We start from the raw sequence: 23,371 nt of genomic DNA, 5'->3' as shown, positions 1-23,371 counted from the left end.
CGGGTCCGGTTGGTAACGTCCGCTGCGTGCCGTCCTCCCCGCCCCCGGCCGCCGGATCTCCCCCCGCCCCCGCCGTCGCCCCCGGCCGCCGCCGCGACCGGCGCGCCGACGCCCTGTTCGCGGTGGCCGCGCTGGCCCTCGCCGGTTGGGTCACCAGCGGGCTGTGGCTGGGCCCCGACCAGCGGGTGATCACCGTCAACTCCAGCGACCAGGCGCTGTTCGAGTGGCTGCTCGCCTTCGGCGCGCACGCGCTGACGCACGGCGAGAACCCGCTCTTCACGACCCTGCTCAACGTCCCCGACGGGGTGAACCTCGCGGTCAACACCTCGATCACCGTGTACGCCGCCGTGTTCGCGCCGCTGACGTACCTGATCGGGCCGCCCGCGACGTTCCTGGTGATCCTGACCCTCAACCTCGCCGCCACCGCGCTGGCCTGGTACCTGCTGCTGTCCCGGCAGCTCGTGCGCAGCCGGCTCGCGGCGGGCGTCGGCGCGCTGTTCGTGGCGTTCTCCCCGGGGATGGTGTCGCACGCCAACGCCCACCTGAACTGGACCGCCGGGTGGCTGGTGCCGCTGCTGCTGTGGCGGGTGTTCGCGCTGCGCGAGCCGGCGCGCTGGCTGCGCAACGGGGTCGTGCTCGGCGTCGCCGTGGCGGTCGCCTTCTCCATCGCCGCCGAGGGGCTGTTCTTCACCGCCCTCGCGCTCGGCGTGTTCCTGCCGGTCTGGGCGCTGCACCCCGAGCGGCGGGCGCGGGCCCGCGCGGCGCTGCCCGCCTTCGCGCGCGGGCTGGGCGTGACGGCGCTGACCGCCGGGGTGCTGCTGGCGTACCCGCTGTGGCTGCACTTCGCCGGGCCGCAGCGCTTCCACGGCACCGGCTTCGACCCGGTCATCCACGCCGAGGACATCGCCGCGTACGCGGCGTACCCGCGCCGGTCCCTCGCCGGCGAGGCGGGGCTGGGCACCTCGCTCGCGCCCAACCCGACCGAGGAGAACTCCTTCTTCGGGGTGCCGCTGCTGCTGCTCGCCGCGGTCTGCCTCGGCTGGCTGTGGCGGCGGGACCGGGCCCTGCGGGCCACCCTCGCCGCCCTCGGCGGCACCGCCGTCGTGTTCACCGTGCTGTCCTGGGGGCCCCGGGCCAAGTGGGCCGGCCGGCACACCGACACCCCGCTGCCGTTCCTCCTGCTGGACGACCTGCCGGTGGTCAACGCCGCCCTGCCGGCCCGGCTGGCCCTGATCGTGGCCCCGGTGATCGGGGTGCTGCTGGCGTACACCGTCGACCGGCTGCGGGCCGACCCGCCGCGCCGCCGGGCCGCGCGGGCCGCCTGGGGGCTCGGCCTCGTGGCGGCGCTGCTGCCGCTGCTGCCCACGCCGCTGCTGACCAGGGTCCGCGAGCCGGTGCCGGCGTTCATCACCGCCGGCACCTGGAAGGAGTACGTCTCCCCGGGCGGGACGCTCACCCCGCTGCCGCTGACCCTCGACGTGACCCCGGACGGGCAGCGCTGGCAGGCGTACGCGCTCGCCCACCGGCAGGGCGAGTTCCGCCTCCCGGCGGGGTTCTTCCTCGGCCCCGGCGGCCCGGACGGCCGGGGCCGGATCGGGCCGCCGCCGCGCACCTTCGACACGCTGATGGACCAGGCCGGCCGCACGGGGCTCGTCCCGATCGTCACCGAGGGCAGCATCCGGCTGTCCCTGGCCGACCTGCGGTACTGGGGGGTCGAGGTGGTGGTCCTCGCCGACCGGGTGGAGGGCGCGAAGTACGACCTCGACGAGGACGCGCTGCGCCGCACCGCCACCGCCCTGCTCGGCCCGCCGCAGCGCGTCGACGACGTGTGGCTGTGGCGGGTGCCACCGGCCTGACCGGCGGGTGCGGGACTAGGCTGGTGGGCGTGACCGCGACGATTCCGGGGCTGACCGCCGTCCGTGCAGGGGTGCTCGACTACCAGGCCGCGTGGGACGAGCAGCGCCGGCTGCACGAGGCGGTGGTGGCCGGCGAGCGCGGCGACACGGTGCTGCTGCTGGAGCACCCGAGCGTCTACACGGCCGGCAAGCGCACCGAGCCGTGGGACCGGCCGCTGGACGGCACCCCCGTCGTCGACGTGGACCGCGGCGGCAAGATCACCTGGCACGGCCCGGGGCAGCTGGTCGGCTACCCGATCGTGAAGCTGCCCGACCCGGTGGACGTCGTCGCGTACGTGCGCCGCACCGAGCAGCTGCTGATCGACGTCTGCGCCGAGTTCGGCCTCGCCGCCGACCGGGTCGCGGGGCGCAGCGGCGTCTGGGTGCCCGAGGACGACCGGGGCCCCGCCCGCAAGGTCGCCGCCATCGGCATCCGGGTCGCCCGCGGGGTCACCCAGCACGGCTTCTCAATCAACTGCGACTGCGACCTGGCCTACTTCGACCGGATCGTGCCCTGCGGCATCCGCGACGCCGGGGTCACCTCACTCACCGCGGAGCTGGGCCGCCCGGTCACCGTGGCCGACGTGCTGCCGGTGGTGGAGCGCCGCCTGCCCACCCTGGTCACGCTCTAGGCGTGGCGTGGCGTGGCGTGGCCTTCGGCTCAGCGCTGGACACTCGGCCGCCGGGACGGGCGCGTCAGGGGATGAGGCGGTGCAGGTCGCGGGGAAAGGCCGTGACCTCGCGGACGTTGGCCGCGCCGACCAGGCGGGCCACGAAGCGTTCCAGGCCGATCGCGAAGCCGCCGTGCGGCGGCATGCCGTGCCGGAACGCGTCGACGTACCCGGCGTACGGCTCGACCGGCTCGCCGCGCGCCGCGAGCGCCGCCAGGTAGTCGTCGTGCCGGTGCAGGCGCTGCCCGCCCGTGACCAGCTCAAGGCCGCGGAACAGCAGGTCGAACCCGTTCGAGTACGCCGGCCGCGCCGGGTCCGGGTGGGTGTAGAAGGGCCGCTTCGCCATCGGGTACCCGGTGACGAAGACGAACTCGCTGCCGTGTTCGCGGCGGGCCCACTCCCCCAGCGCCCGCTCGTGGGCGGGGGCCAGGTCCGGCTCGTCGGCCGGCGCTCCGGCGATCGCCAGGGCCTCGGTGAAGTGCACGGCGGGGATACTCGCCGGCACCTGCGGCACCGTCACGCCCAGCGTGCCCAGCGCGGCACCCGCCCGGTCCGCCACGGTCGCCAGCATCCCGGCGAGGGTGTCCCGCAGCACGGCCATCACGTCGGTGTGGTCGCCGACGAAGCCCAGCTCCGCGTCGAGGGAGGTGTACTGGGCCAGGTGCCGGGCGGTGTCGTGCGGCTCGGCCCGGAACACCGGTCCGACCTCGTACACGCGCTCGAAGACGCCGACCATGAGCTGCTTGTAGAACTGCGGCGACTGGGCGAGGTACGCGGGCCGGCCGAACCAGTCCAACGCGAAGACATTCGCCCCGCTCTCGGTGGACGAGGCGACCACCTTCGGGGTGTGGATCTCCACGAAGTCGCGGGCGTCGAGGGCGGCCCGGAACCCGGCGACCGCCGCCGCCGCAACGCGCAGCGCCGCCGACCTGCGCGGATGGCGTAGGGCGACGGGTGCATGGTCGAGCTGGGTGGGCAGGGTCGCCGCCAGCGCCGGCCGGTACAGGTCGAACGGGGGCGCGGCGGCGGGCGGGCCGAGCGGTCGTACCGTCGGGTGGGTCAGCTCGACCCCGGCGGGGGCCGCCGGGTTCGCGACCACTGTTCCGGTGACCTCGACGACGGTCTCCTCGGTGAGCCGCTCGACGGCGGCGCGGGCGACCGGGTCGGCGGCGACCACCTGGGTCAGCCCGGCGGCGTCCCGCACGATCAGGAACGCCACCGACTTGAGCAGCCGGCGGCGGTGGACCCAGCCGGCGACCCGGACGGTCGCGCCGACGTGGGCGGGGAGCTGGGTGGACAGGATGCGTTGCACGGCGGTTACCTCCTCGATCGAATCGCAACGCGATCCCCGGGAGGTGTGGGCGAGCGGGTCCTCGCGGTGCCACCACACCTTCGCCCCCGCGTGCGGGGCCTCGTTCGTCGCCTGGTGACCGGGGCCAGCCGGGCGGGTTCTACTGGGCGCGGTGTCGGAGGACAGCGCGCCGTTCTTCCCGCAGCTCGGGAGGGTCTTCGCGCGCCGTCGCCAGACCGCCTCGCAGCGTTCGGCGGCTCTCTGGACTGGCGGGGCGGCGCGCTACTCGGCTCCGTCGCAGCTCTGCGCCGCAAGCTACCGGCCCGGCGGCGCGGGGGGAAGCGGTTTTCGCCGCCGCCGGGTGGTGGTTAGGAGGGGGCCCTTCCTCTACAGGAAGCGTTAACAAGGGGCCCTTCCTTGCACGGTCACGGTGGGCGGGGTCACAGGGAACGGGAGGTGACGGGCGTCGCGTCCCGTTCATCGACGGCTGCCGTCGGGCGTACGCTCGGTTTTGTGACGATCGAGCACGCCGCGTCGACGACGCCGACGACGACCGAGCAGCCGACGACCAGCCCCGCCTCGCGTACCGCGACGGTCGCCCCCGAGGGGCGACGCCTGCTGCGCATCGAGGCGCGCAACGCCGAGACGCCGATCGAGCGCAAACCGCCGTGGATCAAGGTGAAGGCCAAGATGGGGCCGGAGTACACCCAGCTGCGCGGGCTCGTCTCGCGCGAGGGGCTGCACACGGTCTGCCAGGAGGCCGGCTGCCCCAACATCTACGAGTGCTGGGAGGACCGGGAGGCCACGTTCCTCATCGGCGGCGACCAGTGCACCCGGCGCTGTGACTTCTGCCAGATCGACACGGGCAAGCCGGCCGAGTTCGACGCCGACGAGCCGCGCCGGGTCGCCGAGTCGGTCGTGTCGATGGGCCTGCGGTACGCCACGATCACCGGCGTCGCCCGCGACGACCTGCCCGACGGCGGGGCCTGGCTGTACGCGGAGACGGTCCGCCAGATCCACGCCCTCCAGCCGGGCTGCGGGGTCGAGCTGCTGATCCCCGACTTCAACGCCGTCCCGGAGCAGCTCGCCGAGGTGTTCGGCTCCCGGCCGGAGGTGCTGGCGCACAACGTCGAGACGGTGCCGAGGATCTTCAAGCGGATCCGGCCGGCGTTCCGCTACGAGCGGTCGCTCGACGTGATCCGGCAGGCCCGCGCCGACGGGCTGGTGACCAAGAGCAACCTGATCCTCGGCATGGGCGAGGAGCGGGCCGAGGTGTCGCAGGCGCTGCGGGACCTGCACGACGCCGGCTGCGAGCTGATCACCATCACGCAGTACCTGCGCCCGTCGCCCCGGCACCACCCGGTGACCCGGTGGGTGAAGCCGGAGGAGTTCGTGGAGCTGCGCGAGGAGGCCGAGGAGATCGGCTTCGCCGGGGTGATGAGCGGGCCGCTGGTGCGCTCGTCGTACCGGGCGGGCCGGCTCTACCGGCAGGCCCTCGACGCCCGCGAGGCCGTCCGCGCCTGAGCGACGCCCCGGGCGCCCTAGATCCACCTGTTCGGATGATGTCCCAACAAACGGGGCGGCTATTGCCATCGATACGTCGATGGTGGTGAATTTAGTCATGCCCCTGCCGCACACCGTCATCATCGGCGCCGGTCCCGCCGGCCTCACCGCCGCGTACGAGCTGACTCGACGCAACGCCCCCGCGGAGGTGGTGGAGGCTGACGACGTCGTGGGCGGGATCAGCCGCACCGTCGAGCGGGACGGGTGGCGGTTCGACATCGGCGGGCACCGGTTCTTCACCAAGGTCGCCCGGGTCGAGGAGTTCTGGCACGAGGTGCTGCCCGACGGCGACTTCCTGCTGCGCCCCCGGATGAGCCGGATCCACTACCGGGGCAAGCTGTTCGACTACCCGCTGCGGGCCGGCAACGCGCTGGGCAACCTGGGCATCGTCGAGGCGGTGCGCTGCGTCGGGTCGTACGTGTGGGCGCGGCTGCGGCCACCGGCGGACCAGAGCCACTTCGAGGGCTGGGTGTCGGCCCGCTTCGGCACGCGGCTGTACCGGATGTTCTTCAAGACGTACACCGAGAAGGTCTGGGGTTTCCCGGCCACGGAGCTGCAGGCGGACTGGGCGGCCCAGCGGATCCGCAACCTCTCGCTGGCCGGCGCGGTGCGCAACGCGCTGCTGCCCCGCCGGGCCCGCGCCGACATCACCAGCCTGATCGAGGAGTTCCAGTATCCGAAGCTCGGCCCGGGGATGATGTGGGAGCGCTGCGCCGAGCTGGTCACGAAGGCCGGCGGCACGGTGACGATGGGCACGTCGGTGGCGCGGGTGCACCGGGCCGACGGCCGGGCGGTCGCGGTGACCGTGGCGGGGCCGGACGGCGAGCGCCGCATCGAGGCCGACCACGTGATCTCCAGCATGCCGCTGCCGGAGCTGGTGCGGGCCGTGGACCCGCCCGCGCCGCCGCCGGTGCTGGCCGCCGCCGACGCGCTGCGGCACCGCGACTTCCTCACCGTGGCGCTGGTCGTGCCGGCCGACGCCGGCTTCCCCGACAACTGGATCTACGTGCACACCCCGGGGGTACGGGTGGGCCGGATCCAGAACTTCGGCTCCTGGTCGCCGTTCCTGGTGCGGGACGGGTTCACCTGCCTCGGGCTGGAATACTTCGTCGACGAAGGCGACGACCTGTGGGAGTCGGCCGACGACGACCTGATCGCCCGGGGCACGGCCGAGCTGGAGGCGCTCGGGCTGGTCCGTCCCGGGGCGGTCTCGGCCGGTTACGTGGTGCGGATGCCGAAGGCGTACCCGGTGTACGACTCCGGCTACGAGCAGGCCGTCGAGATCATGCGCGACTGGCTCGCCGAGGCGCTGCCGAACGTGCACCCGGTGGGCCGCAACGGCATGCACCGCTACAACAACCAGGACCACTCGATGCTCACGGCGATGCTGACCGTGGAGAACATCCTCGACGACGCCGGCCACGACGTGTGGGAGGTCAACGTCGAGGAGGAATACCACGAGCAGGCGGACGCGTCGTCGTCCTCCGCCTCGGCCGACGGACGGCACGGCACGGGCCGGGCCGCCCCGGTGCTGCCCCGCCGCCCGTGACTGGCGGGCGCGGATCAACGGGGTGGGCGGCGACCACCTAGACTCTGCGACATGGCTAAGCCCCAGGAGAAGGTCTCGTTCGGCCAGCGGCTGAAGCAGATCGGGATGGTGTTCACGTTCACCGCCAAGCAGGACAGGTGGTTCGCTCCGCTGGCCGCCGGCGCGGTGCTGATCCCGCTCGCGCTGACCGTGGTCGCGGTGCTCCTCTGGGGTTGGCTGTGGCTGCCGCTGGGCATCCTGCTCGCCCTGCTCGCGCTGCTGATCGTGCTCAACCTGCGGTCGAACGCGGCGATGATGAACGCCGCCGAGGGGCAGCCCGGCGCGGCGGCGCAGATCATGGAGAGCATGCGCGGCGACTGGCGGGTGTCCCCGGCGGTCAGCGCGACCACGCAGATGGACATGGTGCACCTGGTGATCGGCCGTCCCGGCGTGATCCTGCTGGCCGAGGGGAACCCGCAGCGCGTCCGCGGCCTGCTGGGGCAGGAGAAGCGGCGGCTGGCCAAGGTGATCGGCTCCGCGCCGCTGCACGACTACGTGATCGGCCAGGAGGAGGGTGAGCTGCCGATCCGCAAGCTGCGGATGACGCTGATGCGGCTGCCGCGCGCCCTCAGCGGCAAGGACGTCAACGCCCTCGACAGGCGGCTCAAGGCGCTCACCGCCCGGCCGCAGATGCCCAAGGGCGCGATCCCGAAGAACATGCGCCCGCCGCGTGGCGCGTTCCGGCAGACCCGGGGCCGCTGACGCCCTACCCGCGCGGCGCGGCGACGATCACCGAACCGGTGAGGCGGTCGTGCAGGCCGCGGCGGTGCTCGTCCATGATCAGGGCCGGGACGACCAGGGCGAGCAGGAGGCCGCGCAGCAGCGCCCTGGCCAGGCCGATCCGGCCGCCGTCGGCCCAGGAGAGGCAGCGGATCCGGGTGACGTACATGCCGGGGGTCTGCGCGAACAGGCCGAGGAAGAAGCCGTACTCGACGATCAGCACCGCGACGGGGGCCCAGCCGTCGCGGACCGGGTCGGCGAAGAAGTTGGACACCAGCAGGCAGAGCACCCAGTCGATCACCAGTGCGCCGAACCGGCGGCCCAGCGTGGGCGGCGCGAACGCGGGGTCGGCGGCGGGCGGCGCGGGGGGCTGCGGCATGGTCACGACCGCCAAGGGTAGTCAAGGGCCCGAACGTGGCCGGAAGCACACCCGCCGCCCAACCAGACAAAAGGCGTTGATCTGCGGCAAACTGCCGCGCCGGGTATCGTCCGAACGGTCACCCGACGGCGACTGACCGGCGCTTATGACGCAGCGCGAGCGACGTAACACGACAGAAACACAGCAGATACGGCCGGGCAACCGCACGGCCATAGCGTCGCCACCAGCCAGCCACCCGTGGACGTGCCAGGAGGACGTGTGTTCGCCAATCCCGAGGAACTGCTGCGATACCTCAAGAACGAGGACGTGAAGTTCGTCGACGTACGTTTCTGTGACCTGCCCGGCGTGATGCAGCACTTCAACCTGCCGGTGGAGTCCTTCGACGACAGCGTCTTCAACGACGGTCTCGCCTTCGACGGATCGTCGATCCGCGGCTTCCAGGCGATCCACGAGTCGGACATGCTCCTGCTCCCGGACGTCGCGAGCGCCTTCATCGACCCCTTCCGCGCGCAGAAGACCCTCGCGCTCAACTTCTTCATCCACGACCCGTTCACCCGTGAGGCCTACTCCCGGGACCCGCGGAACGTGGCGAAGAAGGCCGAGGCGTACCTCGCCGCGAGCGGCATCGCCGACACCGCGTACTTCGGCGCCGAGGCGGAGTTCTACATCTTCGACTCGATCCGCCACGAGACCTCGGCCCACCAGTCGTTCTACTACATCGACTCGATCGAGGGCGCCTGGAACACGGGCCGCGAGGAGCCGGGCGGCAACCGCGGCTACAAGACCGCGTACAAGGGCGGGTACTTCCCGGTGCCGCCGGTCGACCACTACGCCGACCTGCGCGACGGCATGGTCCGCCGCCTGGTCGACGCCGGCTTCACCGTGGAGCGCTCGCACCACGAGGTCGGCACCGCCGGTCAGTCGGAGATCAACTACAAGTTCTCCACCCTGCTGCACTCGGCCGATCAGCTCCAGCTCTTCAAGTACCTGATCAAGAACGAGGCCTGGGCCAACGGCAAGACCGCCACGTTCATGCCGAAGCCGCTCTTCGGCGACAACGGCTCGGGCATGCACACCCACCAGAGCCTGTGGCTGAACGGCGAGCCGCTGTTCTACGACGAGACCGGCTACGCCGGCCTGTCGGACACCGCCCGCTGGTACATCGGTGGCCTGCTGCACCACGCCCCGTCGCTGCTGGCGTTCACCAACCCGACGGTCAACTCGTACCGTCGCCTGGTGCCCGGCTACGAGGCCCCGGTGAACCTGGTCTACTCGCAGCGCAACCGCTCCGCCTGCACCCGCATCCCGGTGACGGGCAGCAACGCGAAGGCCAAGCGCGTCGAGTTCCGCGTGCCGGACCCGTCGAGCAACCCGTACCTCGCCTTCTCGGCGATGATGATGGCCGGCCTCGACGGCATCAAGAGCAAGATCGAGCCGCCGGCGCCGATCGACAAGGACCTGTACGACCTGCCGCCGGAGGAGTGGGGCTCGGTCAAGCAGGTTCCGGGCTCGCTGCCCGAGGTGCTCGACGCCCTCGAGGCCGACCACGACTACCTGCTCGACGGCGGCGTCTTCACGCCGGACCTGATCTCCACCTGGGTGGAGTGGAAGCGGGCCAACGAGGTCGACCCGGTGCGCCTGCGCCCGACCCCGCACGAGTTCGCGATGTACTTCGACTGCTGAGCACTGCGGACTGCTGAGCCTCCGGGCCGGCACCTCCTGCAACACCGGCCGGGCCGGTTCCGCCGCACGCGGAGCCGGCCCGGCCGCTTCGCGTCTGCTTGCGGGACGGGCGGGGGTGGACAGGCGCGTAGGCGGGCAGAGCAGGTGGGCAGGGGCACGGCAACCGATCGCCGGGGGAACTCCAGGTGGCACAGGGGCTGAGACCGCCTAGGGAGCTGAGTCGTTTACGACATCAGCCGGCCCCGGGGCCACCCGACGTCGTGACGTCCGAGCCCGTCCGAAACCGTGATGTCGCCGATGACTCAGCTCCCTAGGGGCCGCGCAGAGCCTTGCCATCCCTGTCCCCGCCGATCTCGCCGTCGTTGCCCACGCCGCTGTCTCCGCCACCGCCACCTCCACCGCCACCGCGCCGACCGCCGGTGGCGCGGACCGCCGCCAGCACCGCCACTGCCGCCAGCAGCGCCGTCATCACGATCGCGCCCGGGGCCTTCGTGGAGCGGGCCAGGTTCGTGCCGTCGGGCAGGGTGAGGACGGCGGCCACCGCGCTGGGCAGCACGAACCACGTGTTCCGGGCCGGTCGGATCACCGAGACGGCGAGCAGCGTCAGCGGCCAGGTGGCGTACCAGGGGTGGAAGACCGGCGAGAGGACGACAGTGGCGGCGAGCGCCAGCCCCGCGCCGAGCAGGGCCACCCGGCACCGGGCCCCCGCCGGGGCAGCCGCCCCGTGGGGTACGCCGTCGCGCGCGCGCAGCGACCGCCACGCCCAGCACCACAGGGCTACCAGCATCGCCGCGAGCAGCAGCAGGCCGGCGGCCCGGGTCACCGGCACGGCGTCGGGCCGCCGCCCGGCCCACTCCCCCGCGTAGTCGACGACGAAGCCGACTGCCGTCGGCGGCGACGTCCACTGCGCGGAGTCGCCGCTGCGGGCCAGCCCCTGGACCCAGCCCAGGCCCAGCCCGGACGCCACGGAGGTCGCCAGCAGCGCCGCCAGCGCGCCGCCGGCCAGCCAGCCCCCGCCGCGCAGCAGCGCCCGCCAGGTGGGTCGGCCGGCGACGGCGGCCAGCGCCGCGAACGGCAGCGCCACCACGGCGGTCGCTTTCACGGCCACGGCCAGCCCGAGCAGCACCCCGGCCGACACCAGGACCCCGCCCGACGCCAGGCCCCCGGCCGGCGCCAGGCCCCCGGCCGGCATCAGGACCCAGGCCGGCACCGGTGCCCCGGCCGGCGCGGGTGACCTCGCCGGCCGGCGGAGCAGGACCCGCAGGCCGGCCAGCAGCAGGCCGAGGGCCACCGCGTCGTTGTGCGCCCCGGCCACCAGGTGCACCCCGACCAGGGGCGCGGCCAGCGCCAGCCAGGCGGCCCGCCGGAGCGGCACGCCCGCCGCGCGGGCCAGCCCCGGCAGGCAGTACGCGGCCAGCAGCACGCCCGCGACGGCGTACAGCCGCAGGACGGCGATGGCACCGACCAGGCTGCCGCCGACGGTCACCGCGAACGCGGCGAGCAGTACGAACAGCGGCCCGTACGGCGCGGGGGTGTCCCGCCAGATCGGGGCGACCGAGTCCAGCCACGGGCAGCCGGCCGCCGCCACCCCCAACCGGTACGGATCGCGCCCGTGCGCGTACGACCAGCCCTGGCAGGCGTACGAATAGACGTCGCGGCTGCCCAGCGGCGGCGTCGCCAGCAGCGGCAGCAGCCAGAGCCCGGCGGTCGCGTACGCCCACCGGCCCGACGGTGCGCCGTCGCGCAGCGCCCACCACGCCCCGACCATCAGCGCGGTGCCGGCCAGCCAGCAGCCCAGCACCGCCGGACCGTGCGGGCCCCGCCACACCTGGGCGGGCGTGCCGCCGGTCAGGTCGGGCAGCGCCCCGCCCAGCCAGCCGGCGACGGCGAGCAGGGCGGCACCGAGCAGTCCCGCCCAGCGGGCGACGACGGCCACCGGCACACCCTTCGCTCAGTCGGCTCCCCGGATGGCGGGGTCCGGCGCGCGGTCCGGCGCGCGGTCCGCCGCGCGATCCGCCCTCGCCGACCGTACCAACCGCACGGCCGCCCAGATCAGCAGAAGCGTCATCAGCGGGGCCCCGGGCAGCTTCGTGTACCGGGCCAGCCCGGTGCCGTCCGGCAGGATCAGGAACGCCGAGACGAGCGCCACGACGAGGTACCAGCGGGCGGGGCGGACGGTCGTCGCGGCGAGCACGGTCAGCGGCCAGATCCAGTACCAGGGGTGCACGACCGGGGACATCGCCACCATGGCGGCCAGCGCGAGGCCGGCGTGCCACAGCGGCTCCCGGGTGCGGGCCCGCCACCAGAGCCAGAGCAGCAACCCGGCGAGCACCACCACGCCGAGCGCCCGGGTCACCGGCAGCGCGTCGACGTGCGCGCCGAAGATCAGCGCGACGTACCCGGCGGCCTGCCCCACGGCGGTGGGCGGCGAGGTCCAGGCGATCGCGTCGCCGCCCTTGGACAGCCCGCCGACCCAGCCGAAGTCCAGCCCGCCGGCGAAGGTCACCCCGACCACGGTGGCGACCGCGCCGGCGACGACCCACCCGCCGTCGCGCAGCAGCGTGCGGATCCGGTACGGCCCGGACATGGCGGCCAGCGCGGCGAACGGGATCACCACCACACCGGTGATCTTGATGGACACGGCCAGCCCGAGCAGCACTCCCCCGGCCAGCAGCGGCCCGGGACGGCCCGGCCGGGCGGCCACCACGGCCAGCCCGGCGACCAGCAGGCCGACCATGATCGCGTCGTTGTGCGCCCCGGCCACCAGGTGCACGCCGATCAGCGGGCTGGCCAGCGCCAGCCACAGCGCCTTGCCGACCGGCACCCCGCAGCGGCGGGCCAGCACCGGCAGGCAGGCAGCGGTCAGCGCCAGCCCGGCCACGGCGAACAGCCGGAACAGCACGATGCTCGCGGTCAGCGACCCGGTCGCCTTCACCACCGCGCCGGCCAGCACCACGAACAGCGGTCCGTACGGGGCCGGGGTGTCCCGCCAGATGTACGAGATGGTGTCCAGCCACGGGCAGGGCAACGCCGACACGCCCTGCTCGTACGGGCTGACGCCGTTGGCGAAGCTGGCCCCCTGGCACGCGTACGCGTACACGTCGCGGCTGGCCATCGGTGGCGCGACCAGCAACGGCAGCAGCCAGAGCCCGGCGGTGACCATGGCCCAGCGCGCGGACGGCGGGCCGTCGCGCAGCGACCACCAGGCCCACGCCATGAGCGCGGTGCCGACCAGCCAGGACGCGATGATCAGCGGCCCGTGCGGGCCCTGCCAGATGCTGACCGGGGTGGGACGCAGGTCGCCGCCGGGGAACGCCCCGCCGAGGAACCCCGACAGCGACAGCAGGGCGGAGCCGGCGAGCCCCGCGTAACGGATCAGACGGTGACGGTCCACGGTCAGCATTGTCCGGACGGCCGCAGGGAACTGGTGACCCGGTACGACCCCGGCGTGGCCCCGCGCACCGTGAGGAAGCCGTCCGGGGCGGGCGCGAGGCAACCACCCGGCCCGGTCAGGGTCAGCCAGCGCGACCAACGCACCCGCACCGGCACGTCGCCGGGCGCGTCGACGGTGAACCGGACGGCCGCCCGGCCCGACCCGTCCAGTCGCCCCGGCGCCCCGACCAGGGGCACGGGGTCGGTGACGGCGTACAGCCGCCAGGTGGCGTCCCGCCACACCTCGCGCAGGTACGGCTGACCGGCGGCGACGAGGGCGGCTTCCTGGCGGGCGTACCGGTCGGGCACGCTGTCGGGGGCGAGCGCGACGTACGCGACGGCCTCCCGGCGCAGCCAGCCGGCGTACGCGTCGGCGGTGAGGTCGTCGCCGTAGAACAGGGGGTTGCGGGCGGTGTCGACCTGCCGCTCCCAGCCCCGGGCCAGCGGCACGGTGTCCGGCAGGTACGCCGACTCCCAGTGGTCGCGCAGCGGCACCACCTCGACCCGGCCCACCGGCTGCCGGCGGGCCAACTCGTCGGCCAGCGGCCGGTAGTACGCCGCCGCGCTCTCGGGCGAACCGGCGCGGGCGAGGTCGTTGGTCAGCACCGGGTTCTGCCACCAGACGCAGGCGGCGAGCAGCCCGGCCAGCCACGGGCCGGGCAGCGGCGCGTACCCGGCGAGCAGGGGCAGCGTGAACAGCAGCGGCAGCCGCAGGGCGTTGGAGCCGATCGGGCTGGGCACGAGCTGCGCGGCGACCAGCAGCAGCACGGTCAGCCCCGCACCGGCGCGCAGCGCGCGGCGGCGACGCGGCACCGCGAAGAAGACGACCACGGCGAGGGCGACGTTGATCCGCATCGACTCGGCGGTGAACGGCTGCGTCCCGCCGTTGCCGAACAGCAGCGCCATCGGGGCGAGCGCGACCGCCGGGGCGAGGCACAGCGTCAGACACTCGGCGAGCGGCCGGTCGGCCCGCCACCCGCCGGGCAGCGCCCGCCCCGGTCCGGCACCCCGGCGCAGGCTCGCCAGCAGCAGCGCCGCGCCGGCCAGGCCGGTGAACAGGCCGGCGACGGGGCTGGCCCAGGTGGCCAGCGCGGCGAGCAGGCCGGCCACGGCCAGCCGCGCCGGACGGGCCCGGTCGCGTCGGCCCGCCCCCGCAGGCCCGGGCAGGTCGACGCCGACCGCGCAGAGCGCGAGCAGCCCCAGCGTCAGCCCGACGGCGAAGGTGACCCGACCGCTGGCCAGGTTGCCGACCAGCACGACCGCCCCGAGGACCCCGGCGAGCTGCGGCCGCCGGGCCCGGTGCCGGGCGAACAGGTGGCCCAGCGCGGCGGCGGCGAGCACCGCGGCGGCGGCGCCGAGCGGGCGGGGCCCGACCCACGCGGCCAGCCGGGCGGTGAAGAGGCTGTAGCCGAACTGGTCGACCCCGCCGTACCAGCCGAGGTCGACCGGGGTTGCGCCGTGCCGGTCGGCGAACCCGGCGCGGGCGACCTGCGCGGCGAGGTCGGTGCCCATCGGCGGGGCGATCAGGTACGCCCCCGCGAGCAGCACCGCCACGCCGGCCGCCACCACGGCAGGTGTTAGCAGGGGCCCCCTGCTATGCGGAAAGTGATAAGAAGGGGCCCTTCCTTGCGCCTCAGGCATCGAGGACGCGTTCCATCGCCGCGCGGGAGCGGCGAGCGGTGCGCAGGTATTCGTCGAGGAACTCGCCCGGGTCGTCGCGGCCGAGCAGCCGCACCACCCCGGCCAGCTCCACGCCGTGCCGGGGCAGTTGGTCGCCGGCGCGGCCCCGCACCAGCATCAGCGCGTTGCGGACCTGCGCGGCGAGGGTCCAGCCGGCGGCCATCGCCGTGGCGTCCGCCGGGTCGATCAGGCCCGCGCCGGCCGCTGCCGCGAGCGCGTCGAGGGTACGCGTGCCGCGCAGCTCCGGCAGTCGGCCGGCGTGCCGGAGCTGGACCAGCTGCACCGCCCACTCGACGTCGGCGAGCCCGCCCCGGCCCAGCTTGGTGTGGGTCGCCGGGTCGGCGCCCCGGGGCAGCCGCTCGGTCTCCACCCGGGCCTTGATCCGGCGGATCTCGACGATCTGCTCCCGGGTCAGCCCGTCGGCGGGATAGCGCACGGGGTCGACCATCGTCTCGAACTCGGTCCCCAGGTCGGCGTCGCCGCAGACGAACCGGGCGCGCAGCAGCGCCTGCGCCTCCCACACCTTCGACCAGCGGGCGTAGTACTGGGCGTACGCGGCGAGGCTGCGCACGAGGGGACCCTGCCGGCCCTCGGGGCGCAGGTCGGCGTCGACGCCCAGCGCCGGGTCGGGGGCGGGGGCGGACAGCAGCCGGCGCAGCTCCTCGGCGATCGCGTGGGCGGCGGCGCTGGCCGCGCCCTCGTCGGCCCCGGCGGGCGGGTCGTAGACGAAGAGCACGTCGGCGTCGGAGAGGTAGTTCGACTCGTACCCGCCGAGCCGGCCCATGCCGATCACCGCGAACCGCAGGCCGGGCAGGGCCGGCTGGGCGGCCCGGGCGGCGCGCAGCGCGGCGGCGAGGGTGGCGTCGGTGACGTCGGACAGGGCGGTGCCGACGGCGGTGACGTCGGCGAGGCCGAGCGCGGCCCGCCCGGCGGCGTCGGGGTTCCGGCCGGACGCCGGCCGGTCGGCGTCCCGGCCAGCGGCCACCCGGTCCGCGTCCCGGCCGGGGGTGGGGGCCAGCGACCCGGCCCGGCTCAGCATGTCGGCGCAGGCGATGCGGACCAGTTCCCGGCGGCGCAGCGCGCGTACGGCGCGGGTCGCCTCGACGGGGTCGGCGGCGTGCCGGGCCGCCGCGGCGGCGAAGCCCTCGCAGAGGACGGCGCGCGGACGGGGGGTCAGCTCGTTCTCCTCGGCGAGCAGCCGCAGCGCCTCCGGCTCGCGGGCCAGCAGGTCGGCCGCGTACCGGGAGGAGGACAGGACGCGGGCCAGCCGGCGGGCCACCGGGCCGGAGTCGCGCAGCAGCCGCAGGTACCAGGGGGTGCTGCCGAGGGAGTCGGAGACCTGCCGGTAGTTGAGCAGCCCCCGGTCCGGCTCGGGGGCGTCGGCGAACTCGCTGAGCAGCACCGGCAGCAGGGTGCGCTGGATGGCGGCGGTGCGGCTCACCCCGCCGGTGAGGGCCTGGAGGTGCCGCAGCGCCCCGGCGGGGTCGGCGAAGCCGAGGATCTCCAGCCGGTGCCGGGCCGCCTCGGGGGTGAGCCGCAGCCCGTCGGCGGGGACGCGGGCCACCGACTCCAGCAGGGGCCGGTAGAGCAGCTTGGCGTGCAGCCGGCGTACTTCGGTGGCGTGGGTGACCCACTCGGCGCGGAACTCCTCGACGGCGCTGCGGCCCGGCGTGGCCGCGTAGCCGAGGGCGGCGGCGAGCCAGCGCAGCGCGGCCGGTTCGGTCGGCACGGTGTGGGTGCGGCGCAGGCCCTGGAGCTGGAGCCGGTGCTCGACGCCGCGCAGGAAGCGGTAGCCGCGCAGCAGCGCCTCCCCGTCGGCGCGGCCCACGTAGCCGCCGGCCACCAGGGCGCGCAGGGCGGGGATCGTCCCGGGCACGCGCAGCGTCTCGTCGCCGCGGCCGTGCACCAGTTGCAGGAGCTGGACGGCGAACTCGATGTCGCGCAGCCCGCCGGGGCCGCGCTTGATCTCGCGGTCCAGCTCCTTCGGCGGGATGTTGTCGATGATCTTCCGGCGCATCGACCGGACGTCGTCGACGGCCTCGGGGCGCTCGGCGGCGGTCCACACCAGCGGGGCGAGCTGGTCGATCCACTCCTGGCACAGCGCCAGGTCGCCGGCCGCCGGGCGGGCCTTCAGCAGCGCCTGGAACTCCCAGGTGCGCGCCCAGCGCCGGTAGTAGGCCAGGTGGCTGGCGAGGGTGCGCACCAGCGGCCCCCGGTTGCCCTCCGGGCGCAGCGCCGCGTCGACCGGCCAGGCGACCAGCCCGCAGACGTGGATCAGCCGGGTGGCGATCGTGGTGGCCGCCGGCAGCTCGTCGTCCTCGGCGCAGACGAAGATCACGTCGACGTCGGAGACGTAGTTGAGCTCGCCGCCGCCGCACTTGCCCATCGCCACCACGCCGAGGCGGGGCACGGCGGTCCCCTCGGGCAGCTCGCCCACCGCGATGTCGTACGCCGCCGCGAGGGTGGCGTCGGCCAGCGCGGACAGCGCGGCCATGGTCTGCTCCAGGGCCCGGCCGCCGGTCAGGTCGGCCGCCGCGATGCGCAGCAGGGCCAGCCGGTACGCCTGCCGCAGCACCGCCACCGGCTGGGTGGACGGGGTGACGCGGGCGGCGGCGGCCAGGTCGAGCCGGCCCTCGGCGGCGGGGGCGAGCCCGTCGGGGGCCGTGGCGAGCACCGGCCACTGCCGGGGGTTGGCCACCAGGTGGTCGCCGAGGGCCGAGGACGCGCCGAGCACGGCGACGAGCCGCCGGCGCAGCCCCGGGTCGGCGTGCAGGGCGTCCAGCACGGCCGAGCCGGCGGGCCGGTCGCCGGCACCGCCCGCACCGCTGCCGTTGGTGGCGGGCGTGGCGGTGCCCCCGGTGGTGCGGCGCTCGGTCTCGACGAGGCGGTGCAGCTGGCGCAGGGCCAGGTCGGGGTCGGCGGCCCGGGACAGCGCGGCCAGCAGCTCGGCGGCCCGGTCGTCGACCGGCTCCTGCTCCTGCGGGTGCCACAGGTCGAGCCCGGCCGGGCCGAGCAGGTCGGCGGCGCGGGAGCCGTCGTCGGTGCCGAAGCCGTAGCGGGCGAGCCGGCCCCGCGCGGGTCTGCTCATCATCGCCTCAGTGCCCCAGCAGCGGCAGGGGGCGCCGGACGCTGTCGTCGCCCAGCTCGCCGAGGGCGAGGGCGGCGAACCGGATCGCGAACGGCTGCCACACCTCCTCGACGTCGGCCATCACCCGGTCGCAGGCGGCGACCACCAGCTCGGGGTCGTAGCCCAGCTCGTCGAGCAGGGCGGAGCCGGTCGCCCAGTCGGCGATCATCGCGGTGTCGCACTCGACGTGGAACTGGAGGCCCCAGGCCCGGTCGCCGAGCCGGAACGCCTGGTGCGGGTAGCGGGTGGACGCGGCCAGCAGGGTCGCCCCGTGCGGCAGCTCGGTGATCTCGTCGGTGTGCCACTGGAGCACGTCGGGGATCAGCGGCACGTACCGGAACAGCGGGTCGGTCTCGGCGGCGTCGCGGCGGCCGACGACGGCGGGGCCGACCTCGGGCCCGGACGGGCTGCGCTCGACCAGGCCGGCGTGGGCGGTGGCGAGCAGCTGCGCGCCGAGGCAGACGCCGAGGGTGGGCACCCGGTGCCGGACGGCCTTGCGCAGCAGCCCCTCCAGTTTCGGGAACCAGGGTGCGCCGGGGGCGCCGTCGGGGCCCGGGTAGGCGTGCTGGTCGCCGCCGAGCACCACCAGCGCGACGTGCCCGTCCAGGTCGTCGGGGAGGTCGTCGCCGGCGTGCGGGCGCAGCACGCGCAGCTCCAGGCCCCCCTCCACCAGCCACTCCCCCAGGCGGCGGGGGTCGTCGGTCGGGTCGTTCTCGATCACCAGCGCGGTTCCCACGCCGTCGAGGCTATCGGGTGCGTCGACCGCCGCCCGGAACGCCTCGGCCCGCGCGCCGGGCGCGTCCGGTCCCGTGCAGGAGTGCCCGCTGCGGGGAGCCGGCCGGCGGCTAGGCTCTGCGGCTGTGACCGCCGACGACGCCGCGCCGCGCCCGGCCGCCGTGCTGCGCCCACCGGCCCTGCGCCCCGGCGACACGGTGCTGCTGGTGTCGCCGTCCGGGCCGACCCGCCCCGAGCGGGTGGCCCGGGGCGTGGAGCTGCTCACCGGCTGGGGGCTGCGGCCGGTGCCCGCCGCGCACGCGTACGCCCGGCGGGGTTACCTGGCCGGCGCGGACGAGCTGCGCGCCGCCGACCTGAACGCCGCGTTCGCCGACCCGCAGGTGCGCGGGGTGATCTGCACCCGGGGCGGCTACGGCGCGCAGCGGATCGTGGACGCCATCGACATGGCGGCGGTGCGCCGGGACCCGAAGGTGGTGGCCGGCTTCTCCGACATCACCGCGGTGCAGCTCGCCCTGTGGCGGGGCGCGCGGCTGGCCGGCGTGCACGGCCCCGGCGCGGCCTGGCGGGACGAGCGCACCCCACTGCGCTCCGCCGAGTCGCTGCACGCGGCGTTGATGACCACCGCGCCGGTCACCGTCGCCGCCGTCCCCGGCGAGGAGACCTTCGGGGTACGGGTGCCCGGTCGCGCCACGGGCACCCTACTCGGCGGCAACCTGTGCCTGCTCACCGCCACCCTCGGCACCGCCGACATGCCGGACCTGACCGGCGCGGTGCTGCTGGTCGAGGACGTGCAGGAGCCCCCGTACAAGGTCGACCGGATGCTCACCCAGCTACGCCGTTCCGGGGCGCTGGACGGCCTGGCCGGGGTGGCCGTCGGTCAGTTCACCGACTGCGCGGACGGCTGGGACACCACGGTCGTCGACGTGCTGACCGACCGCCTCGGCGACCTCGGGGTGCCGGTCCTCGGCGGCCTGCCGATCGGCCACGGCCACGCCCAGCTCACGATCCCTGTCGGCACCGAGGCCACCCTCGACGCCACCGCCGGCACGCTGACCGCCGCCCCCGCCGTCCGCTGACCCACGCGATCTTGCACTTTCGGCCCGGGCAAAGGGTACGAACCACCCGCCCTGGGGGCCCGAAGTGCAAGATCGCGGTGAGCCGGGGCCGTCAGGCCGGGGTGAGGTGGGCGATCGCGCCCGACTCCAGGGCGACGTGGACCGTGCCGTCGGGCAGGACCGCCAGGCCGTGCGGCTCCGAGCCGGGGGTGGGCAGGTCGTACGCGTCGACGCGGCCGGCGGCCGTGACGTGGCCGATGCGGTTGGCCGCCCACTCGGTGAACCAGCAGCCGCCGGCCGGGTCGGCCACGATCGCGTGCGGGCGGGCGGCGCGGTCGGGCAGCGGGAACTCCTCGATCCGTCCGTCGGTGGTGATCCGGCCGAGCTGACCGGCGGCGATCTCGACGAACCACAGCGCCCCGTCGACGCCGAGGGTGATGCCGACCGGGCCGGCGGCGGCGGTGGGCAGCGGGTGCAGGGCCACCTCGCCGTCGCAGGCGATCCGGCCGACGGCGTTGGCCTGGTTGAGGGTGAACCACAGGGCCTCGTCGGGCCCCGCCGTGATCATCGACGGGAACCCGCCGGAGGTCGGCAGCGGGTACGCCGTGTGGGCGCCGTCGACGTCGACCCGGCCGACGGTGTCGTTGCTCATCCCCGCGTACCAGAGGGCTCCGTCGGGGCCGGCGGCGATGCCGCCCGGGCCGGTGCCGGCCGGCAGCGCGACGGAGGTCGCCGCCCCGGCGGTGGTGATCCGGCCGAGCCGGTCGTCGCCGGAGCGGGTGAACCAGAGCGCGCCGTCGGGGCCGGCGGTGACGACGAGGGGCCGGCTCGCCGGGTCGCCGGGGTGGACCCGCACCGCGCCGTCGGCGCTCACCCGGGCGATCCCGCCGGAGCGGACCAGCGTCGCCCAGAGCGCGCCGTCGGGGCCGGCGGCGATCCCGTACGGCCCGCAGTCCGGGTCGGGCAGGGCGGTCTCGCGGATGGTCGGCTGCGGCACGGGCGTCCCGCCTCTCTGTGGGATTCCGGACCACCCTGCCGCGCCCGGTGTCCCCCGGCAACCGATTTGTCCGCCCTCAAATGCCCGATTTTCAGCTCGCTGACAGGGTCGCCACGGCTCCGCCCCAGCCAGGTCAGTCACTCTCGGTGACGTCATCGCATCCGAGCAACGAGTCTGGAGGACACAGGATGTCCCGCAAGATGTCGAAGAAGCACGTGCTGGCCGGCCTCGCGGCGGCCGGCGTGCTCGGCGTGGGGATCGCGGCGCCGACCATCGCGTTCGCCGAGGAGGGCACTCCGTCGCCGGGCGCCAGCAGCAGCGAGCACACCGATCGGCAGGAGAAGCGGGCCGAGCGGCAGTCGGAGTTCGCCGAGGCGCTCGCCAAGGAGCTGGGCGTCTCCACCGACAAGGTGACCGCTGCCCTGGAGAAGGTCCGGGAGCAGCACAAGGCCGACCGTCCGGGGCTGGGCAAGCGCGGCGAGCGCGGCGAGCGGGGCGAGCGCCCCGACGCCGCCGAGCGGCAGGCCGCGCTGAAGGAGCGGCTGGCCCAGGCCGTCAAGGACGGCAAGCTGACCCAGGAGCAGGCCGACGCGATCACGAAGGCCGTCGAGGCCGGCGTCTTCCCCGGCGGGGGCGGCTCCCCCGGCGGCTGGGGCCGGGGCCACGGCGGCCCGGCCGGCAAGTGACGCCGCGCGCCTGAGCGACACCGGGTCGCCGACATGGCGGGGTCCGGAGCACTCCGACCCCGCCATGTCGGCGTCATGGCGCGCGGCGTTCACCACCCGCGCAAGGCGGCGTTCACCGCCCCGGGGGCGGCGTGAAGACCCCGAAGTGGTTGCCCGACGGGTCGAGCAGGTGGGCGAAGGTGAGCCCGCTCGGCGCGGTGAACGGGGGCACCAGCACCCGGCCGCCGGCCGTCTCCGCCCGCCGCACGGCGGCGGCCACGTCCGGCACCTCGGCGTAGAAGATCGCGTAGTTCGGCGTGCTGCCGTCGGAGGCGCGGATCGCCCCGCCGATCCCCGCGCCGTCGGCCCCGCCGCCGGTCACCCGGTACGACCGGCCCGGCGCGCCCTGCTCGGCGAACTCCCAGCCGAACAGCTCGCCGTAGAAGCGCTCGGCCTCGTCCGGCCGGTCGGTGCCGATCTCGAACCAGGTGATCGGGTTGGTCGTGGTCATGGAGTGCCTCCCGTTCGTCGCGCCGGCCGGTCGACCGGCGTCGCCGGGACCCAGCCTCGCCCCGCGCCGCGACAGCGTCCTGTCGGTGTTTCCGACGGGATCGGGCGGGAGCCGGCGGCGTGGCTCAGGCGAGGGTGAGCTGGCGGACGACCTGGCGCGGGATGTCCAGCACGTCGGGGCGCAGCTCTCGGGTCACCGGCTCGGTCAGCACGGTCACCGCGGAGATCCGGTCGAGGCGGAACGCCCGCGGACCGTCGCGCAGCCGGCACCAGGCCAGCAGATACCAGTGCCAGGGGTTGCCGAGGAAGCCCAGCGGCTCGACGACCCGCTCGGTGGCGACGCCGGCCCGGTCGGCGTAGCCGATGCGCAGGACCCGGGCGGCGGTGACCGCCCCGGCGACGGCGGCCGGGACGGGCGTGGCGGGCCCGCCGCCGACCAGGTGCACCCGCCCGGCGAGCCGGCGGGCCTCGGCGGCGTCGGCCGGCGGCAGGACGGCGAGCAGCTTGCGCAGGGCCGTCGCCCCCGCCGCGGCGAACGGGCCGCCGTCGAGGCGGTGCAGCGCGACGGCCATCGCCACCGCCTCGACGGCGGTGAGGTTCACCGGCGGCAGGGTGTGCGCGCGGTCGACCACGTAACCGCCGGTGCGGCCCGGCTCGGCCCAGATCGGCACCCCGGTCTGCTGCAACGCGGCGATGTCGCGCTCGATGGTGCGGGAGCTGACCTCGAAGCGGCCGGCGAGCCAGCGGGCGCTGCGCGGCCGGGGCGACACCGCCCGCAGCTCCTCCACCAGGGCGTAGAGGCGGTCCGTGCGGTTCACCCGGCGAACCTAGCCGCCGGGTGTGACAGGCGGGCTCAGGCGATGCAGGCGCAGACGATCAGCGCGGCCCCGAAGTGGGTGGCGGCGCTGACCCGGGCCGCCGGGTGCGGCTCGTCGGAGCAGATGATCTCGCCGAGCCGGCCGGGGGTCAGCATGTCGAGCACGAAGAACGCCAGCGCCATGATCAGCAGGCCGATCAGCCCGAAGACGACCGTGGACGCCAGGCCCTTGGCGAAGTCGCTGTAGCTGGTCAGGATCGCGGTGAACACGATGCCGGCGATGCCGAGCTGGTTCGCGGCGAGCAGCAGCGCCGCGTTGCCGTTGCGCCGCACCCAGATCAGCTCCCGCAACCTGCCGGGGGTGAGCAGGTCGACCAGGCCGAAGCCGGCCGCCATCAGCCCCACCCCGACGACCCCGAACACGACGCTCTGCCATGCTCCGCTGAGCAGGTCCTCCAGCACCGACTGCCTCCCACCACCACCGGCCGCCCGGCGGGGGTGCCGGCGCGGTGATCGAGACGATAGCGGCCCGCCGCAACTCCCCGACAGGCCGCGCCGGCCGG

General features: G+C 75.2%; 19 protein-coding genes. 8 read left to right on the top strand and 11 right to left on the bottom strand.

Features of this window, described 5'->3' with window-relative positions; translation table 11 throughout:
* Positions 1-26: 26 nt before the first annotated feature.
* A complete protein-coding gene (locus HDA31_RS06570) occupies positions 27-1,856 on the top strand; it encodes a DUF6311 domain-containing protein (RefSeq protein WP_178065922.1) in 1,830 nt (609 codons plus the stop codon).
* Between the two features lie 29 nt (positions 1,857-1,885).
* Complete coding sequence (gene lipB, locus HDA31_RS06565; protein WP_178065923.1) at positions 1,886-2,527, top strand: lipoyl(octanoyl) transferase LipB; 642 nt, start codon at positions 1,886-1,888, stop codon at positions 2,525-2,527.
* Positions 2,528-2,591: 64 nt separating this feature from the next.
* Here lipB and aspS read toward each other — a convergent pair whose 3' ends face one another.
* Positions 2,592-3,878, bottom strand: a complete 1,287-nt coding sequence (gene aspS / locus HDA31_RS06560; protein WP_178065924.1) for an aspartate--tRNA(Asn) ligase — start codon at positions 3,876-3,878, stop codon at positions 2,592-2,594.
* 435 nt (positions 3,879-4,313) lie between these two features.
* Between aspS and lipA the strand changes: the two genes are divergently transcribed.
* From lipA to HDA31_RS06545, 3 genes are all read left to right on the top strand, one after another.
* Entirely contained in the window at positions 4,314-5,381 is a 1,068-nt protein-coding gene (gene lipA, locus HDA31_RS06555; RefSeq protein ID WP_178065925.1) for a lipoyl synthase, read from the top strand.
* A 97-nt stretch (positions 5,382-5,478) separates the two neighbouring features.
* Positions 5,479-6,969: an NAD(P)/FAD-dependent oxidoreductase gene (locus HDA31_RS06550; RefSeq protein WP_178065926.1), complete on the top strand. Its 1,491-nt coding sequence runs from the start codon at positions 5,479-5,481 to the stop codon at positions 6,967-6,969.
* Positions 6,970-7,020: 51 nt separating this feature from the next.
* Entirely contained in the window at positions 7,021-7,710 is a 690-nt protein-coding gene (locus HDA31_RS06545; protein ID WP_178065927.1) for a DUF4191 domain-containing protein, read from the top strand.
* A 4-nt stretch (positions 7,711-7,714) separates the two neighbouring features.
* On the opposite strand, the gene HDA31_RS06540 is transcribed toward HDA31_RS06545, so the two are convergent.
* Positions 7,715-8,107: an RDD family protein gene (locus HDA31_RS06540; protein WP_074474779.1), complete on the bottom strand. Its 393-nt coding sequence runs from the start codon at positions 8,105-8,107 to the stop codon at positions 7,715-7,717.
* 258 nt (positions 8,108-8,365) lie between these two features.
* On the opposite strand from HDA31_RS06540, the gene glnA reads away from it, so the two are divergent.
* Positions 8,366-9,790, top strand: coding sequence for a type I glutamate--ammonia ligase (glnA, locus tag HDA31_RS06535; protein ID WP_074474778.1), 1,425 nt, complete (start codon positions 8,366-8,368; stop codon positions 9,788-9,790).
* Positions 9,791-10,100: 310 nt separating this feature from the next.
* Here the strand turns inward: glnA and mptB (HDA31_RS06530) are convergent, their stop codons facing one another.
* The 5 genes from mptB (HDA31_RS06530) to HDA31_RS06510 all read right to left on the bottom strand — a co-directional run bounded on the left by mptB (HDA31_RS06530) (position 10,101) and on the right by HDA31_RS06510 (position 18,765).
* On the bottom strand, positions 10,101-11,732 hold the full coding sequence (gene mptB, locus HDA31_RS06530; RefSeq protein WP_178065928.1) for a polyprenol phosphomannose-dependent alpha 1,6 mannosyltransferase MptB: 1,632 nt from the start codon (positions 11,730-11,732) through the stop codon (positions 10,101-10,103).
* Positions 11,733-11,741: 9 nt separating this feature from the next.
* Complete coding sequence (gene mptB, locus HDA31_RS06525) at positions 11,742-13,193, bottom strand: polyprenol phosphomannose-dependent alpha 1,6 mannosyltransferase MptB (RefSeq protein ID WP_221486570.1); 1,452 nt, start codon at positions 13,191-13,193, stop codon at positions 11,742-11,744.
* Positions 13,187-14,788, bottom strand: coding sequence for a hypothetical protein (locus HDA31_RS06520; RefSeq protein ID WP_246384051.1), 1,602 nt, complete (start codon positions 14,786-14,788; stop codon positions 13,187-13,189). Before HDA31_RS06520 ends, mptB (HDA31_RS06525) begins: the two co-directional genes overlap by 7 nt.
* A 67-nt stretch (positions 14,789-14,855) precedes the next feature.
* Positions 14,856-17,990 carry a bifunctional [glutamine synthetase] adenylyltransferase/[glutamine synthetase]-adenylyl-L-tyrosine phosphorylase gene (locus HDA31_RS06515; RefSeq protein ID WP_178065931.1) on the bottom strand — a complete coding sequence of 1,045 codons (3,135 nt, stop codon included), beginning with the start codon at positions 17,988-17,990 and terminating at the stop codon, positions 14,856-14,858.
* 7 nt (positions 17,991-17,997) lie between these two features.
* Positions 17,998-18,765, bottom strand: coding sequence for a type 1 glutamine amidotransferase (locus HDA31_RS06510; protein WP_074474775.1), 768 nt, complete (start codon positions 18,763-18,765; stop codon positions 17,998-18,000).
* Positions 18,766-18,889: 124 nt separating this feature from the next.
* Here HDA31_RS06510 and HDA31_RS06505 point away from each other — a divergent pair, with 124 nt between their 5' ends.
* Positions 18,890-19,840: a S66 peptidase family protein gene (locus HDA31_RS06505; RefSeq protein ID WP_246384053.1), complete on the top strand. Its 951-nt coding sequence runs from the start codon at positions 18,890-18,892 to the stop codon at positions 19,838-19,840.
* A 91-nt stretch (positions 19,841-19,931) separates the two neighbouring features.
* Here HDA31_RS06505 and HDA31_RS06500 read toward each other — a convergent pair whose 3' ends face one another.
* Entirely contained in the window at positions 19,932-20,816 is an 885-nt protein-coding gene (locus HDA31_RS06500; protein WP_178065932.1) for a Vgb family protein, read from the bottom strand.
* A gap of 188 nt (positions 20,817-21,004) precedes the next feature.
* Between HDA31_RS06500 and HDA31_RS06495 the strand changes: the two genes are divergently transcribed.
* On the top strand, positions 21,005-21,502 hold the full coding sequence (locus HDA31_RS06495; RefSeq protein ID WP_178065933.1) for a hypothetical protein: 498 nt from the start codon (positions 21,005-21,007) through the stop codon (positions 21,500-21,502).
* A gap of 112 nt (positions 21,503-21,614) precedes the next feature.
* Here the strand turns inward: HDA31_RS06495 and HDA31_RS06490 are convergent, their stop codons facing one another.
* From HDA31_RS06490 to HDA31_RS06480, 3 genes are all read right to left on the bottom strand, one after another.
* On the bottom strand, positions 21,615-21,992 hold the full coding sequence (locus HDA31_RS06490; protein ID WP_178065934.1) for a VOC family protein: 378 nt from the start codon (positions 21,990-21,992) through the stop codon (positions 21,615-21,617).
* Between the two features lie 124 nt (positions 21,993-22,116).
* Positions 22,117-22,809 (bottom strand): helix-turn-helix transcriptional regulator, encoded by a 693-nt coding sequence (locus HDA31_RS06485; protein ID WP_178065935.1) that lies wholly within the window; start codon positions 22,807-22,809, stop codon positions 22,117-22,119.
* A 35-nt stretch (positions 22,810-22,844) separates the two neighbouring features.
* Positions 22,845-23,270 (bottom strand): DUF350 domain-containing protein, encoded by a 426-nt coding sequence (locus HDA31_RS06480; protein ID WP_074474771.1) that lies wholly within the window; start codon positions 23,268-23,270, stop codon positions 22,845-22,847.
* Between the last annotated feature and the right edge of the window lie 101 nt (positions 23,271-23,371).

It is taken from the genome of Micromonospora carbonacea (assembly GCF_014205165.1).
GTDB lineage: Bacteria > Actinomycetota > Actinomycetes > Mycobacteriales > Micromonosporaceae > Micromonospora > Micromonospora carbonacea.
The sequence above is the reverse complement of the archived record's forward strand: the minus strand, read 5'-3'. Positions and strand labels throughout refer to the sequence as shown.

Coding starts and splice junctions, on each gene's coding strand:
- HDA31_RS06545 (WP_178065927.1), top strand. CDS start 7,021: ATGGCTAAGCCCCAGGAGAAGGTCTCGTTCGGCCAGCGGCTGAAGCAG.
- HDA31_RS06490 (WP_178065934.1), bottom strand. CDS start 21,992: ATGACCACGACCAACCCGATCACCTGGTTCGAGATCGGCACCGACCGG.
- HDA31_RS06540 (WP_074474779.1), bottom strand. CDS start 8,107: ATGCCGCAGCCCCCCGCGCCGCCCGCCGCCGACCCCGCGTTCGCGCCG.
- HDA31_RS06495 (WP_178065933.1), top strand. CDS start 21,005: ATGTCCCGCAAGATGTCGAAGAAGCACGTGCTGGCCGGCCTCGCGGCG.
- mptB (WP_221486570.1), bottom strand. CDS start 13,193: ATGCTGACCGTGGACCGTCACCGTCTGATCCGTTACGCGGGGCTCGCC.
- HDA31_RS06550 (WP_178065926.1), top strand. CDS start 5,479: ATGCCCCTGCCGCACACCGTCATCATCGGCGCCGGTCCCGCCGGCCTC.
- HDA31_RS06515 (WP_178065931.1), bottom strand. CDS start 17,990: ATGAGCAGACCCGCGCGGGGCCGGCTCGCCCGCTACGGCTTCGGCACC.